The following is a 14879-nucleotide window of genomic DNA, read 5'->3' as shown; positions in this document are numbered from 1 at the left end:
TTAATTAATCATGCCACGAGATAAAAATACCCCGTAATAAAGAAATAACCAAGCGACAACCATGCCGCCTCCAACGCTTAGCATCAGTACCCAAGTACCTATAGGCGGGCTTTCGAGTATTTTTTTACGTTCTTCATCACTTATTTTATTCATATTAAACCTCTTTGGTTATTGGAGATAGATTAAAAATAGGAGGGGATATATTACTAATAACAAATTAAGGATACACTAATATACTATATAGGGCAAAATAATTAGGGGATTTTAGTCTTTGCTAGAATTGCCGTCATTAGGCCAATTTATGCTAGACTAAAAATTAATTTTTATCTTTGCATGAGTGTATTTACCTTAGGGAGGAAATAATTATGCCTTTTATGAAATTACGCACCAATCTTGTTATTGACAGTGCTAAAGCATCCAGTTTAATGAGTGAGATGTCTAAATTACTTGCCAATGAAACAGCTAAGCCAGAGCGTTATGTCATGATAGATGTAAAAGGTGACAGGAATATGATGTTTGGCGGTAGTTCTGAACCTTTGGCTTATATTGAATGCAAAAGTATTGGCTTATCGACTGCACAAGCTAAGTCATTATCAAAGTCCATCAGTGAGTTATTGGGTGCGCAATTACAACTTGGTGCTGAGCGTATTTACATAGAGTTTAGCAATTGCCCGGCAGAATATTGGGGCTGGAATGGCTCAACTTTTGCCTAGGAGCTAGGGTTTAACCTAAGCTGGTACCGCTTATACGTGAGTTTTAAATATAAATAGACGACGATTCTTTTTTCCTAATACATGAAATCAAAAGTTAGTATTGGCTTGGTTAACCCCAAAAGCCCTGATAATGTTGGTTCAGTAATGCGTGCAGCAGGTAATTATCGTGTTGACCGTGTTTTCTTTACTGGGGAACGTTACTTACGGGCCTTAGAGTTTCAAGTGCAGGCGGTGAATACTGGCCGACAGGTGGGGCGGGGTATCCCCATTTCAAAAGCAGACTGCTTGCTCAATGAAGCGCCTGAAAATATGAAAATAGTGTGTATTGAATTTGCAGAGAATGCCATTTCTTTGCCGAAATACCAACACCCTGAGCAGGCGCTTTATATTTTTGGTTCAGAAGATGGGACTATTAGCCAAGATATAATAGATAAGGCTGATGCGGTGGTTTATGTGCCTACTGTTGGTTGTATGAATCTAGCGGCAACAGTCAATGTAGTGCTTTATGATAGGATGGCAAAATCGACCCAAAGAATTGAAAGTAATGAGTTAATTCGTGCAAGTCGAGATAGGAATAATACTTTGAAGGTGTTTTGAGTGAATAAGTGTGTTCGCTCGAACTTTAGCGGGTAACTATGGGTAAATTTTGACTGGAAATTGCAATAAGGTAAAAGTATTTTTACTAGGTGAGAAAAATACCTTCTACACAGCAATATGCGTCAACGGTAAAGTCTTTTGCTGGTATGATGTCTTATCATTAGTTACTTTGCTTTAAAAAATAACTATATACAAGACCTTCTATGCTTTTAACGGGTGTTGTACCTGAAAATTAAAGTCGAAAATGACGTACTTATGCTTATTTCTAAAAAATTAAAAGAAAAAGTCATCATTATTGCTGAAAGTGATCAGCAGTTGCTTGCAGAGATAAAGTTAAACCTTAATAAGCAAGGTTTTTTAAATATCAAAACTGCCTTAGATGGTAAGCAAATCTATGAAATTCTTAGGTCATATTATGGGATCGCTGAGAAAATTGGCTTACTTATTGTTAATGAGCAACTGCCTCAATGCGATGTATTGGCCATGTGTCAGCAGCTATCAAGTCATGATGCGTCATTAATCCCTTTTATTATTCTCAGTGCAGATGAGAATAAACATAACATAGAAAATAGCGAGTTTAATTCTCAAGCGCTCATTCATCAAATGTCTTACCCTATTAATTATTCTGTACTGATGGATACTATCGGTTTTCAGCTAATTATGATGCAGGAGCGTTACTTGCGGCATAAGCAGGAAGAGCGGTTAATTAATGAATTGGCGGAAAGAAAAATTGTTGACGCTAAGCTGAAATATTTAGTTGTACATGACGAATTAACTGGCTTAATAAATCGACATAATTTTGAGAGTCAACTGCGTTTAGTTCTTATGCGTAGTCGCATACGGCAACAAGAGGGAGCGTTAATTTTCATTAATCTTGACCGGTTTAGTTTGGTTAATGAGCTGGAAGGTTTTGATGTTGGTGATAGATTGCTTATTGAAATAGTGGCAATTATTAGAAAGATAATATTTAAAGATGATTTATTTGCTCGGATCGGTTCTGATGAGTTTTGCCTTTTTTTGGATAATAAAACGGCAAAAGAAGTCAAGCAATTTGCAGAGCGAGTGAGAGCATCTGTTGATGAATTCAAGTTTTCTAGTGGCGGTGTGTGCTACAGTACATCTTTATCCATTGGTATTGCCTCGGTTAATACGGTGACGGCTGATTACCATCCTAATGAAATTATTTCCAAGGCAAGGCAAGCTTGTCGTATGGCTAAGGAGCATGGCCGAAATATGGTATGGTCTTACAATGAGACAGATACTAAGGTGCAAGAGAGAAATAAAGACCTATATTGGGTTCCATTGATTAAAAAAGCGCTTTTGGAGAAAAAGTTTTTTCTAGTATTTCAGCCAGTTGTTTATTTAGATAATGGTAAAATTTCTCATTATGAAGTTTTAATTCGTATGCGTGGCTTGCAAAATGAAGTGATTAGTCCGAGTGATTTTATTCCAGTTGCAGAGCGTATGGGTTTAATTCATAGTATAGATCAGTGGGTAGTGGAAAGCGCGATTGATTTTCTAGCTAAGCTGCCTGAAACATCAAAAATATCCCTCGCGATTAATCTTTCCAGTGTTGCCTTTCAGGATGATTCCTTATTACCTACTTTAAAAGAAAAGCTATCACTTACCTGGGTAGATGCGAGTCGATTGACGTTTGAGATCACTGAAACAGCGGCTGTTGAAAATTTTGAGCAAACACGCAAGATGATTGCAGAAATTCGTTCCTTAGGCTGTCAATTTGCTTTAGATGATTTTGGTGCTGGTTTTTGTTCTTTTAATTACTTAAAAACCTTCCCGGTGGACTTTGTGAAAATTGATGGTCAGTTTATTCGTAATCTAATTAATGATGAAACTGACCAGGTTTTAGTGAAGTCTATGGCGGAGATTGCTTCCAATTTGGGTAAAAAAACGATTGCAGAGTTTGTTGAAACCCCTGAAGTGATTGCTAAACTAAAAGAGTTGGGTATCGATATGGCGCAAGGCTATATTTTGGGTAGGCCTGAACAGGCGTTACTGACAAGCAGTTTCATTGCACTGAATGGATTAACGAGAACAAGCGCTCAACCTAAGCGCTTTACGAATTGGTTTAGCGAAAAAGTAAGCTGAATTGAGGTCGACTAATTAGGTTGGCTCAATATTTTGTCGATAATAATAGTAAATACTAAGAAAAAGCACTCCTCCTAATGTATCAGCGAGCCAATCCTGTGTATCACTCATACGCCCTGGTACAAAGGATTGATGCCATTCATCAGATGCACCATATAAACTGGTAAAAATAAGGCTACTTATCATCAGTGTAGATAATGATGTTGATAGGTATCTAAAAGCGCGTACAGTAAAAAATGATAATATAAAATATGCACCGGCATGCATGACTTTATCTTGATGTATAAATAATATTGGCGCAGGTAGAGAAGGCTGGTCGGAAAGCCAATAAATAAAAGCACAGTAGAGTATAAACTGTGTTGCATCTAATGCTTTGTTATAATACTTGCTCATATTCTATATTTTCGTGAGTGAATGAATAATATTTTTGATTTTGCTGAAGCCTGCTTGCATCGAGTCGATATAAATGAAAAGCTACAACTAACGGCACAAGCGTGGCAATTATACCAACAAGGTGAATTGCAGTTTGGTGCTATTTCTAAGCCGCATGATATAAAACAGGTTTGTTTCCCTGAAAAGCCAGAATTGCTTGCCCCTAAATATATGGCACGTCGCAAGCTAGGGTCGCCAGAAGGGATACAAGCCTTTTATCATGCACTAGCACATATTGAATTTGTTGCCATCTATTTGGCTTGGGATATGTTATATCGGTTTCGAGGTATGCCGCTAAAATTTTATCAAGATTGGCTACAAGTTGCACAAGAAGAGGCCGTACATTTTGCTTTAATACGCGATCACTTACGTAAATATAATATTGATTATGGTGATTTACCAGCACACCAAGGTTTATGGGAGCATGCGCAAGATACTGCAGGTGATATTTTGGCGCGACTAGCCATTATCCCACGTTGCATGGAAGCAAGGGGCTTAGATGTTACGCCGACGATGATAGAAAAGTTTCGTCATATCAACGATCAGCAAGGTGTAAATATCCTTGAACGTATTTATCATGATGAACAGCAGCATGTACAGTTTGGTTCAGACTGGTTTTATTATCAATGTCAAAAACAGCAGCTTAATTCTGACCAAACATTTCAAGAATTAATTTTAAAATACTATAAAAGCAAGCCTAAAGGACCTTTCAATAAACAAGTCCGCTTAAAAGTAGGCTTTAGCGAAAATGAACTTGCCTGGCTAGAGAATCAATAAATGAATAATAACTTTAATATCCCGTTTTTTGCCCTTGGCTTTAGAGCCTTTTTTGCTTTATCCGGCCTATCCGCTTTAGTGCTCATGGTGTTATGGCGCTCTGTTTATGACGGTAGTTTAGTGATGGATAATTATTTTTCCAATACTTACTGGCATGCACATGAAATGCTTCTCGGTTATACCGTTGCTGTTATTGCTGGTTTTTTATTAACGGCAGTGCGTAACTGGACGGGGGAAGCAACAGCAACTGGAGCTAACTTGGCTGGTTTAGCTTTATTATGGGTTTATGGACGTATTTTGCCCTTTTATTCCGAACTCCTCCCGGATGAGCTAATTGCTTTAGTTGATTTTGCCTTTTTACCTGTTTTAGCTTTTTCTATTAGCCTGCCTATTATCAAAACCAATTACACGCGAGGCTACGTCTTTATTGCTATGTTGGGGCTAATGGCGCTGGGCAATGGCCTTATTCACACAGATATTTTAGGTTGGACTGAAGCAACCGCATGGATAGGATTTCAACTGGTTATAGGGCTGATTATTGTTATGATATTAGTGATAGCAGGGCGCGTATTTCCCTTTTTTACTGAGCGCGGCTTGAAAGGCGTAATGCCTATTCGTAGTCCATTATTGGATGGTTTATCGGTTGGCTTTGCATTGCTTGTATTTGCCTTATCTATTATGCAAATTTCAGGGATTTATTTAGCGCTTGCTGCTAGTGCGGCAGTTATTGCCAATAGTTTACGCGTAAATAACTGGTTTGTGTTTAGGATTTGGTTCGTACCCTTGTTATGGGTGCTTTATCTCGGTTATGCATGGATTATTTTAGGCTTTATACTCACTGCACTCAGCGCCTATAATATTGTATTGCCTACGCTAGCATTACATGCCTTCACTATGGGCGGTATTGGTATAATTACCTTAGGGATGATGGCGCGTGTATCGTTGGGCCATACAGGGCGACCATTAAAAGCATCGCAAGCTATGGCGATTGCCTTTGCTTTAATTAATTTAGCCGCTTTAGTCAGGGTATTTTTACCTATGTTATTGCCTCATTGGTATGCTGATATTATTTACGCAGCAACTATTTTATGGTTGGCTGCCTTTTCACTGTTTGCCTTTGTTTATGCGCCTATTTTAACTAGCGCAAGAATTGACGGCAAAGCAGGCTAAGGATAAAAATTTAATAATACCCAAAAGCACCGCTAGTCCTTCGAGGACTGGCGGTGCATAATCTAAAATTTCGGGTTTTATTTAATATGCATTCCTGAATACTTTTTACTCGGTTCAATTAGATTGAGCCAACTTAACTTTTATTAATCAAGAGAGATTATGGCACTTTATTGTGGAATTGTCGGTTTACCTAACGTAGGTAAATCAACCTTATTCAATGCATTAACAAATGCAAAAATTGCAGCTGAAAACTATCCGTTTTGCACTATTGACCCCAATGTCGGCGTTGTTCCAGTACCAGATGCACGTATGGATGCTTTGGCAGAATTTGTAAAGCCTGAACGTATATTACCAACAACGATTGAATTTGTTGATATTGCAGGTCTGGTGGCTGGCGCTTCAAAAGGTGAGGGCTTAGGCAATAAGTTTTTAGGAAATATTCGCGAAACAGATGCCATAGTTCATGTAGTGCGCTGTTTTGAAGATGATAACGTTGTCCATGTTGCCGGAAAAGTAGACCCATTAGGCGATATAGAAGTTATTAATACTGAGTTAGCACTTGCAGATATAGCAAGCATCGAAAAAGCACTGCTAAAAACCAGTAAAGCCGCAAGAACAGGGAACAAAGAAGAGCTTGCTAAAAAAGTACTATATGAAAAATTAATAAAGCATTTAGATGGTGGTGGGCAATTAAGGTCTTTGGACTTATCAGAAGATGAACTTGCTATTATTAAAGACTTATTTCTACTGACGATTAAACCGGCTATGTATGTTGCTAATGTACAAGATGATGGGTTTGAAAATAACCCTTTATTGGATGCTGTGCAAGATTTTGCTACTAAAGAAGGTTCCGCAGTTGTATCTGTCTGTGCGGCAATAGAAGCTGAAATTATTCAGCTAGATGATGATGAAAAGCAAGAATTTATGGATGACCTAGGTTTGGAAGAGCCAGGCTTAAACCGAGTTATTCGTGCAGCCTATAAATTGCTTAACCTGTCCACTTACTTTACCGCTGGAGTCTTAGAGGTAAGAGCTTGGACTATTCCTACTGGTGCAACGGCTCCTCAAGCAGCCGGGGTTATTCATACGGATTTTGAGAAAGGTTTTATTCGTGCTGAAATTATTGCGTACGATGATTATGTACAATGCAAAGGCGAGCAGGGTGCAAAAGATGCAGGAAAATGGCGGTTAGAAGGTAAAGACTATATTGTAAAAGATGGGGATGTCGTGCATTTTCGATTTAATGTCTAAAAACGTTTGACGAAAAGATAGAGAACGGCTATAATTTCCGTTCTTTATTGATGTCGCTTTCTTGAGTGGCTCAACTAGATACGGCGATATAGCTCAGTTGGTTAGAGCACGGGATTCATAACCCCGGGGTCGGCAGTTCAAATCTACCTATCGCCACCATCTAAATTAAGTACTTAGGAGCAATCCAAGTGCTTTTTTTATGTCTGCATGACGCTGTGGACATTCAAGTATAAAATATCACAGCAACTGCGCGCCATCCTACTTTTGGTAGCGAATTGCTAGTTTTCATATCTCCTTTCTTCGAGTAAAACTAACTTATAGCCTAGGCCCGCTTATCTGAAAGATAAATTCCAGAAGAACTGACTTTCCATTGTTATTCACCTAGTATATGCGCACTTATTAAGTTCGTTTTTCAACTACGTATTTATGTCAAGAATAGGAGTTAAGACTAAATAGTATCCTTCTTTGTAGTTTTCTAAATTATTTTTTTACTGGGCGCTTATGGCTGATAACGATCAGTATGTGTCGGAGCTTTGATGCTATCTATTCTACGATAAAAAATTCTGCATCAAAAAAGCACCACAATCGACCTTATTACACGCAAATTTTACTGCCGCCCCGTTGTTGTAGGGTTTCAATATTGTGCGAAATATGTAACTGTGGAGAGGTGGGGTATTTTATAGAGAACATAACGAACCAAAAATATAAACGTCAATGTTCATTTTTGGCACGCCAGATTCTGCTATTAGCAGTATTTGAGGAGACTATTTTTGATCAGCCCTAATTAATTCAAATGCCAAAGGGGTTGATAGTGGAACAAGAGATAACTCTACTTCATATGTTACAAGGCCACCAAAAGGATCTAATACATCAATATTGGGGATATTCAATATACCATTTTTGAATGAAGCATTGTCTTGAGTCGTATTAATATTACAACTTGAACATTTTAACTCGCCAAATGCAAAAATATTTCCATTAGGAAGGTAATATGTGTATCTGAGTTTATTATTTTCAATCATTAGTACTTCGACAGACCCTTCATTTATACAGTTATTCGTGCCTGTAACAATAGTTTCAGTGAAGGTAGCACTTCCACTTGTTTCTGATTGTAAAACCCAATGACCGTTACATGATAGTGAAGGGTACTCTACTAGATAGACACCCCTTAAAGCTGTAAATCGTATAGTCCATTGGAAACCTGATGTTTGCTGACCAAGACCCTCCCAAACTCCATCTAATTTTTCTGCAAAACTTGCATTTGCTACCCCCATGTTAATGAGTAAAATTAATGATATCGCTAATTTAAATAAAGTATTCATGACTTCTCCAGTGCATTGCCTGACAAGTATTGTTTCGGCCTTCTATTGTTCTACTCTAACCCCCCAATTCTGTCAACAAGAAGCCTTCTCCAATCAAGAAAAACGTATTGAAATCATTAGCCTAACAATAACTTAACTCTAAAGTCATCATTCCAAGCCGCTTTGTTCATTTTTTCTTACTACTGAGTTTAGATGGCTCATTTTTAAACAGGTTTAAACAAATATGTCGAATGGCTGTCATGATAGCGGATGCTTCTCCTTAGCGAATTCGACTGTCATCTTCACGAAAAACGACATCCAAATGCCAATGCAACTTATTTTCTATACGCCAGTAACTACGCACAGCATGTGCAAATTTCTTTGCCTCAGCGGGATTGAATTAATAAAGTACGTTGCTCTATAGCCATTACTCAGCTTGATCAAGGCCATTAAAGTATAAAAACGCTTGTTTTTAACGCATTCATCAGGCTGTTATAAAATAATAAGGTATTCAATTTCTGGCTATTATTTTAAGATGGGACACTCTGTCATTTCAGTGGGTTAGCTCATTGGGGCGCAGTGCTTTAGCCTGCTATTTTCCGCTATTGAAAACAGGCTAAAGCACTGCGCCCCGTATTTTATGTCGCCTTAATATGTCTCGTGTTAAAACGGTAGCCCAATTTCTTGTTATTATTGTAAGAAGTGGAGCAAAACTGATAAATATTACCGACTCCTAATTTTAAAAGCGCGTAAAAAACTGGATCAAAATCACCTTTCTTACTATATTGGTAAGTGATTTTAGTTAACACTCGCTATTCAGACTCCAGCCTAAATGAATAAAAATACCCTTTTACTCTCCCAACTAGAACAATACCTCTCCAAAGCCGCATGGATCTTAAAAGGCCCCGTTGATGCCTCGGACTTTAAAGTTTATATATTTCCACTACTATTTTTTAAACGTATCTCTGATGTTTATAACGAAGAGTTTCGTATTGCACTTGAAGAATCAGAAGGTGATGAAGAGTACGCCGCTTTACCTGAATTTCATCGTTTTGAAATCCCTGAAGGCTGTCACTGGAATGACGTACGAGAAACAGCGACCAATGTAGGCTTGGCGATTGAAAAAGCCTTACGAGGCATAGAGCAAGCCAACCAGGAATTTCTTTACGGTATATTTGGTGATGCGCAGTGGAGTAATAAAAACAAACTCACTGATAAATTGTTGATTGATCTAGTTGAACATTTTTCTCAATACACATTAGGTAATGAAAATGTTGATCCTGATATGCTGGGTCAAGCGTATGAGTACTTGATTAAACATTTTGCCGATCTCACCAATAAAAAAGCGGGTGAGTTTTATACTCCACGTTCAGTAGTACATTTGCTAGGGTTGATTTTAGACCCACATGAGGCTGAAAGCATCTACGATCCCGCTTGCGGTACAGGAGGCATGCTATTGGAATGTGTGGATCACCTAAAACATAATCAAGAAGACTCTCGTACCTTAAAATTGTATGGCCAAGAGAAGAACCTGACTTCAAGTTCGATTGCCAGAATGAACATGTTTCTGCATGGTATTGAAGATTTTGAAGTGCTAAGAGGCGACACTTTACGCAACCCTGCTTACTTTGAAGCGGATGGCTTAAAAACCTTTGATTGTGTTATTGCTAACCCTCCATTCCCGCTTAAAGACTGGGGCGCAGAAAACTGGGCTAATGATCCATTCGGTAGGAATATCGCCGGTGTACCGCCTAAAGGCAATGGTGATATGGCCTGGGTGCAACATATGGTTAAATCCATGAACAGCACTGGACGCATGACCGTGGTTTTACCGCATGGCGCATTATTCCGTAAAGGGGCAGAAGGCAAAATTAGAAAAGCATTATTAGAACAAGATTTATTGGAGGCAGTGATTGGTCTAGGCCCTAATGTTTTCTATGGTACACAATTAGCTGCCTGTGTCATGATATTTAAGCAAAACAAAGCTGTAGAGAAAAAACAAAAAGTACTGTTTATTGATGCTTCTGATCAAATTCGTGTTGGCAGAGCACAGAACTTCTTAGAGCCAGTCCATGTTAAGCAGATTTACGATTGGTACCACAATTATGCTGATGTAGAAAATTACGTCAAAGTCGCTAGTATTGATGAATTAAAAGAAAACGATTACAACCTGAATATTCCACTGTACGTAGAAAAAATTATTGAAGATAATTTACCCAGTGTAGAAGAGGCTATGAGTGATTTAAAAGAAGCCTGGCAAGATAGTTTAAAAGCTGAAGAAAAATTTAAAGCGATTTTAAAAGGATTTATACAATGAAGCAGCTGTTTTATTTTTGCTATCAGATAATAAGTCAAACAGTGTCTGACCAATCCTTACCTATGCACTTTGAGTACATGATTTTTTTAGAAAACACGCGTGTTGTTGATACTTCCTCCTTAAAAGGATTCAACTAGATGACCCAACAAGAACTCGAAAAATACCTCTGGGGCGCAGCAACAGCATTACGTGGCACCATTGATGCAGGTGATTATAAGCAATATATCTTTCCCTTATTATTCTTTAAACGCATATCTGATGTTTATGATGAAGAATTCGCCAATGCCTTAGTAGAAAGCGAGAATGATATGGAATACGCCGCTTTTGCTGAAAATCATCACTTTCAAATTCCAGCAGGGGCGCATTGGAATGATGTGCGTGAAACCACAGTAAATATTGGCGCGGCTTTACAAGGTGCCATGCGCGCGATTGAAAAAGCCAATCCTGATACTTTATTCGGGATTTTTGGTGATGCCAGTTGGACGAATAAAGACCGGCTATCGGATGAAATATTAACCAATCTGGTCGAGCATTATTCACAGCACAAGCTTAATATAAGCACTGTCCCTGATGATAAATTGGGTGATGCTTATGAATACCTGATTAAAGAGTTTGCAGATGATAGCGGCCATACCGCAGCGGAATTTTATACCAATCGTACCGTGGTCAAATTGATGGCCATGATCATGGACCCGCAACCCGGTGAAAGTGTTTATGATCCGACCTGCGGCTCAGGGGGCTTGTTATTAAATTGTGCGCCCTGCATTTAAAAGATGAAGGCAAGGAATACCGCACGCTCAAGCTGTATGGCCAAGAGATTAACTTGCTCACCTCGGCCATTGCACGTATGAACATGTTTTTGCACAGCATAGAAGAATTTAGCATTATTCGCGGCGATACGCTAGCGAATCCTAGCTTGTTAGAAAATGATCAGCTCAAGACTTTTAATGTCATTTTGGCTAACCCGCAGTACTCGATTAAAGCCTGGGATCGTAAAGCCTTTGAAAGTGACCCTTATGGGCGTAATCTTTGGGGTACGCTGCCACAAGGCTGTGCGGATTATGCTTTTCAGCAACATATTCAGAAAAGTTTAGATAACAAAAATGGTCGCTCAATTTCATTGTGGCCGCATGGCATTTTATTTCGTGATGCTGAAAACGCCATGCGCCGTAAAATGATTGAACAGGATTTAGTTGAATGTGTCATTGGTTTAGGGCCAAATTTGTTTTACAACTCGCCTATGGAAGCGTGTTTGCTGATGACCAAAACCAATAAAGAAGTGAATAAAAAAGGCAAAGTGTTAATTATCAACGCCGTTAAAGAAGTCAGGCAGGATAAAAATATTGCCTTTCTGGAACTGCAACATATAGAACGCATTTATCAGGCTTATAAAGCGTTTCAAGATCAAAGTGGCTTTTGCAAAGTGGTCAGTATTGACGAGGTTTTAAACCATAACGCCAGTTTAAATATGGCGCTGTATGTCAGTAATGTAAATAACCAAGAGGCAAAGGTGTCATTGGATGAAGCCTTGGTTAACTGGACATAATCATCGACTGAGCTAAAGAAAAGTATGGAGGACTTATTTAAGGTATTAAGCTAGGCTATTCTGCTGTAGTATTACCCGTATGCAAAAATGAGGTGCTAAAAATGCAAAGAATAAGTATTACTATTGAAGATGATTTAAAGGCTGAGTTGGATAATATTGCTGTCAAAGGGGAAAGGGCTGCCTTTATTAACCAAGCGATACAAAAAGCCATTGATGACTGGCACAAACAACAGGCATTAAAGAAAATTTTAAATTTTAAGCCTTATAAAATTAACCGGTATTCAGTCGAGGTTTTGCGAGAAGTCAGAGATGGCCGAGCTCAACAAGTACTTGATGCAAGTAGAGATTAAGCATGCAAAAGTATGTGATTGACAGCTCGGTGTTTAATAAACTGTATCTGGATGAGATAGATAGAGATAAAGCAAAGCAGCTTTTTATTCAAGCGGCGGCAGGTAAGGTTATTTTAATTGCACCCGATTTGCTTTATCTGGAAGTCGTGAATACCGCGCAACGTTGCGGTGTTCCTATTGATAGCGTAGTTGAATTGCTTGAGGCGCAAAAATATTTACTACAAATAAGAGCGGTATCGGATAGTGAACGAAAAAAGGCCATTGAGATTATTGCTACTGGGCATATCAAAAGCGGTTATCCCTCAATTTATGATGCGCTTTTTCATGCGATGGCCTTGTGCAATAAGGCTGTTTTTGTAACTGCGGATAAACATCATTATGCTAAAACTCAAATATTGGGGAATATTTGTTTGTTAAGTGAGTTGTCTTTTTGATACACCAAAGCCTTTCAGGATGTAAGTTAAAAAATGGAAACACAACATATCAATTTAAAAAATCTGGATAAATCCAACTGGCAAACTTACCGCTTTGATCAAATAGAAAAAAGTATATCGGAACGTATTGACCCTAATAATACCGAGTTAGAAGTTTATATCGGCTTGGAGCATATTAATGCTGAGTCGCTACATATTAAGCGTTTTGGTTCGCGAGATGATGTTAATGGTCAAAAGTTAAGGTGTTATCCTGGGGATGTTATTTTTGGTAGGCGGCGCGCGTATCAACGTAAGGCGGCCATAGCGACGGTAGATGGTTTTTGTTCTGCACATTCTTTGGTATTGAGGGCGATTCCTGAGGTGATTGATCCAAAGCTATTTCCCTTTTTTCTGCATTCTGATTTGTTTATGCACCGTGCGGTTGATATTTCGGTTGGTTCTTTGTCGCCTACTATTAATTGGGGGACGCTTAAACATCAAGAATTTAAGCTGCCACCCAAAGAACAACAAGCTAAACTGGCTGAATTGCTTTGGGCTATGGATGAGGTGGTTGAGAAAGAATCTATAGTGCTTGAAAAAATAAGAAGAGCAAAGCGTTGTTATGAGAAACAGTTTTTGTATAAGTATAAAGTGGGAATAGAGAAAAATTTACCCGCAGGCTACACTGTTAAACGACTAATGGATATTGCTGATATTTCAGGAGGCTCCACTCCATCAAGGGGTAAAGCAGAATATTGGGGTGGAGAAATACCATGGCTAACGCCTACTGATGTAACTAGACATAATAAGATTTGTATATCAGAAACTAAAGAGTACATTACAGTAAATGGATTAAAAAACATATCCAATCGCCTTTACCCACCGGGTTCAATTTTATTTTGTTCCCGTGCAACAATAGGTGTTGCAGTAATTAATGAAAAAACTATGGCAACAAACCAAGGGTTCTCAAATTTCATTTGTAACAAATTAGTACGCAACTATTTTCTTTACTTTCTGCTCCAACATTTAACACCGGAATTAACTAGGTTAGCTGGTGGAAGTACATTTTTGGAAATCTCAAAATCTGCAATTCGGATTTTCAAGATTGTATTGCCTGATAGTGAAAGTATGGAGAAAATCGAAAAAGAGTTATGGGAATTTACTGAAACAATAAAATCTATTGAAGATAAAGTTGTAAATTCAAAGTTTCTCCAAAAATCCCTAATCAACCAAATCTTCTAACTATGCCCTTCACCAAACCCATCAGCGACCAGAAAAAGGTAACTAAGATGACCCGTGAGCAAGCCTTAATCAGGTTAACGCAACTCAAGCCAGAATTAATTGAGCGCTTTGGGGTTTCCAGCCTAGCGCTGTTTGGATCGACCGTACGTAATGAAGCAACCCCTAACAGCGATATTGATATTTTAGTTGACTTCAATGGACCTGCAAGTTCTGACCGCTATTTTGGTCTGCAATTCTTTCTGGAAGATCATCTGGGGGTGATGGTAGATTTAGTGACAGAAAAAGCACTCAGAAAAGAACTGCGGCCCTTTATCGAACAGGAGGCGGTGAATGTCTGAACGCGAATGGCGGTTTTATAAAGATGATATGCTGCAATTTGCTGAAAATGTATTGGCTTACACTGAGGGGCTGACTCAAGAAGAATTCATCAAAACGGGACTAAATTACGATGCTACATTACGTAATTTAGAATTAATCGGCGAAGCCGCCACTCATATTCCTGAATCAATTCGCGTTGCCTACCCAGAAGTCCCTTGGCGTAAAATAATTGCTACCCGAAATCGCTTAATACATGGGTATTTAGGCATTGATAATGATGTTTTATGGAGCATCATCAAATCCGATATGCCCAAACTTCTAATGGAATTAAACAAGGTAAATTGAT

Annotated in this window: 15 protein-coding genes, 1 tRNA gene and 1 pseudogene; 14 read left to right on the top strand and 3 right to left on the bottom strand. The window is 38.5% G+C overall.

The window, feature by feature from the left end; genetic code table 11:
- Entirely contained in the window at positions 1 to 153 is a 153-nt protein-coding gene (locus BQ7314_RS15555) for a hypothetical protein (protein WP_174484597.1), read from the bottom strand.
- 212 nt (positions 154 to 365) lie between these two features.
- Between BQ7314_RS15555 and BQ7314_RS15550 the strand changes: the two genes are divergently transcribed.
- The 3 genes from BQ7314_RS15550 to BQ7314_RS15540 all read left to right on the top strand — a co-directional run bounded on the left by BQ7314_RS15550 (position 366) and on the right by BQ7314_RS15540 (position 3416).
- Positions 366 to 713 (top strand): phenylpyruvate tautomerase MIF-related protein, encoded by a 348-nt coding sequence (locus tag BQ7314_RS15550; protein WP_174484596.1) that lies wholly within the window; start codon positions 366 to 368, stop codon positions 711 to 713.
- 81 nt (positions 714 to 794) lie between these two features.
- Positions 795 to 1310 carry a TrmH family RNA methyltransferase gene (locus BQ7314_RS15545; protein WP_174484595.1) on the top strand — a complete coding sequence of 172 codons (516 nt, stop codon included), beginning with the start codon at positions 795 to 797 and terminating at the stop codon, positions 1308 to 1310.
- Positions 1311 to 1565: 255 nt separating this feature from the next.
- Positions 1566 to 3416, top strand: a complete 1851-nt coding sequence (locus tag BQ7314_RS15540; RefSeq protein ID WP_174484594.1) for a GGDEF domain-containing response regulator — start codon at positions 1566 to 1568, stop codon at positions 3414 to 3416.
- 15 nt (positions 3417 to 3431) lie between these two features.
- On the opposite strand, the gene BQ7314_RS15535 is transcribed toward BQ7314_RS15540, so the two are convergent.
- Positions 3432 to 3809, bottom strand: coding sequence for a VanZ family protein (locus BQ7314_RS15535; RefSeq protein WP_174484593.1), 378 nt, complete (start codon positions 3807 to 3809; stop codon positions 3432 to 3434).
- Positions 3810 to 3830: 21 nt separating this feature from the next.
- On the opposite strand from BQ7314_RS15535, the gene BQ7314_RS15530 reads away from it, so the two are divergent.
- The 4 genes from BQ7314_RS15530 to BQ7314_RS15515 all read left to right on the top strand — a co-directional run bounded on the left by BQ7314_RS15530 (position 3831) and on the right by BQ7314_RS15515 (position 7205).
- Entirely contained in the window at positions 3831 to 4625 is a 795-nt protein-coding gene (locus BQ7314_RS15530; RefSeq protein WP_174484592.1) for a ferritin-like domain-containing protein, read from the top strand.
- Positions 4626 to 5795 carry an NnrS family protein gene (locus BQ7314_RS15525; RefSeq protein WP_174484591.1) on the top strand — a complete coding sequence of 390 codons (1170 nt, stop codon included), beginning with the start codon at positions 4626 to 4628 and terminating at the stop codon, positions 5793 to 5795.
- A gap of 159 nt (positions 5796 to 5954) precedes the next feature.
- The gene (ychF, locus tag BQ7314_RS15520; protein ID WP_174484590.1) at positions 5955 to 7046 is read left to right on the top strand and encodes a redox-regulated ATPase YchF; all 1092 of its coding nucleotides are present in this window, start codon (positions 5955 to 5957) and stop codon (positions 7044 to 7046) included.
- 82 nt (positions 7047 to 7128) lie between these two features.
- Positions 7129 to 7205, top strand: a tRNA-Met gene (locus tag BQ7314_RS15515).
- A gap of 605 nt (positions 7206 to 7810) precedes the next feature.
- On the opposite strand, the gene BQ7314_RS15510 is transcribed toward BQ7314_RS15515, so the two are convergent.
- Entirely contained in the window at positions 7811 to 8368 is a 558-nt protein-coding gene (locus tag BQ7314_RS15510; protein ID WP_174484589.1) for a hypothetical protein, read from the bottom strand.
- Positions 8369 to 9179: 811 nt separating this feature from the next.
- Between BQ7314_RS15510 and BQ7314_RS15505 the strand changes: the two genes are divergently transcribed.
- The 7 genes and pseudogenes from BQ7314_RS15505 to BQ7314_RS15475 all read left to right on the top strand — a co-directional run bounded on the left by BQ7314_RS15505 (position 9180) and on the right by BQ7314_RS15475 (position 14878).
- On the top strand, positions 9180 to 10664 hold the full coding sequence (locus BQ7314_RS15505; protein WP_174484588.1) for a type I restriction-modification system subunit M: 1485 nt from the start codon (positions 9180 to 9182) through the stop codon (positions 10662 to 10664).
- 137 nt (positions 10665 to 10801) lie between these two features.
- Positions 10802 to 12210: pseudogene (locus tag BQ7314_RS15500) on the top strand (type I restriction-modification system subunit M).
- Positions 12211 to 12311: 101 nt separating this feature from the next.
- The gene (locus tag BQ7314_RS15495; protein ID WP_174484587.1) at positions 12312 to 12560 is read left to right on the top strand and encodes a ribbon-helix-helix domain-containing protein; all 249 of its coding nucleotides are present in this window, start codon (positions 12312 to 12314) and stop codon (positions 12558 to 12560) included.
- A 2-nt stretch (positions 12561 to 12562) separates the two neighbouring features.
- Positions 12563 to 12994: a type II toxin-antitoxin system VapC family toxin gene (locus BQ7314_RS15490; protein WP_174484586.1), complete on the top strand. Its 432-nt coding sequence runs from the start codon at positions 12563 to 12565 to the stop codon at positions 12992 to 12994.
- Positions 12995 to 13027: 33 nt separating this feature from the next.
- Complete coding sequence (locus BQ7314_RS15485; RefSeq protein ID WP_174484585.1) at positions 13028 to 14215, top strand: restriction endonuclease subunit S; 1188 nt, start codon at positions 13028 to 13030, stop codon at positions 14213 to 14215.
- A 47-nt stretch (positions 14216 to 14262) separates the two neighbouring features.
- Positions 14263 to 14553 carry a nucleotidyltransferase family protein gene (locus BQ7314_RS15480; protein WP_174484613.1) on the top strand — a complete coding sequence of 97 codons (291 nt, stop codon included), beginning with the start codon at positions 14263 to 14265 and terminating at the stop codon, positions 14551 to 14553.
- The gene (locus BQ7314_RS15475; RefSeq protein WP_174484584.1) at positions 14546 to 14878 is read left to right on the top strand and encodes a HepT-like ribonuclease domain-containing protein; all 333 of its coding nucleotides are present in this window, start codon (positions 14546 to 14548) and stop codon (positions 14876 to 14878) included. The genes BQ7314_RS15480 and BQ7314_RS15475 overlap by 8 nt, the downstream gene beginning before the upstream one ends.
- The last annotated feature ends 1 nt before the right edge of the window (position 14879 follow it).

The organism is methanotrophic endosymbiont of Bathymodiolus puteoserpentis (Logatchev), from assembly GCF_900128525.1.
In the GTDB taxonomy this organism is placed as follows: Bacteria; Pseudomonadota; Gammaproteobacteria; order Methylococcales; family Methylomonadaceae; genus Methyloprofundus.
The sequence above is the reverse complement of the archived record's forward strand: the minus strand, read 5'-3'. Positions and strand labels throughout refer to the sequence as shown.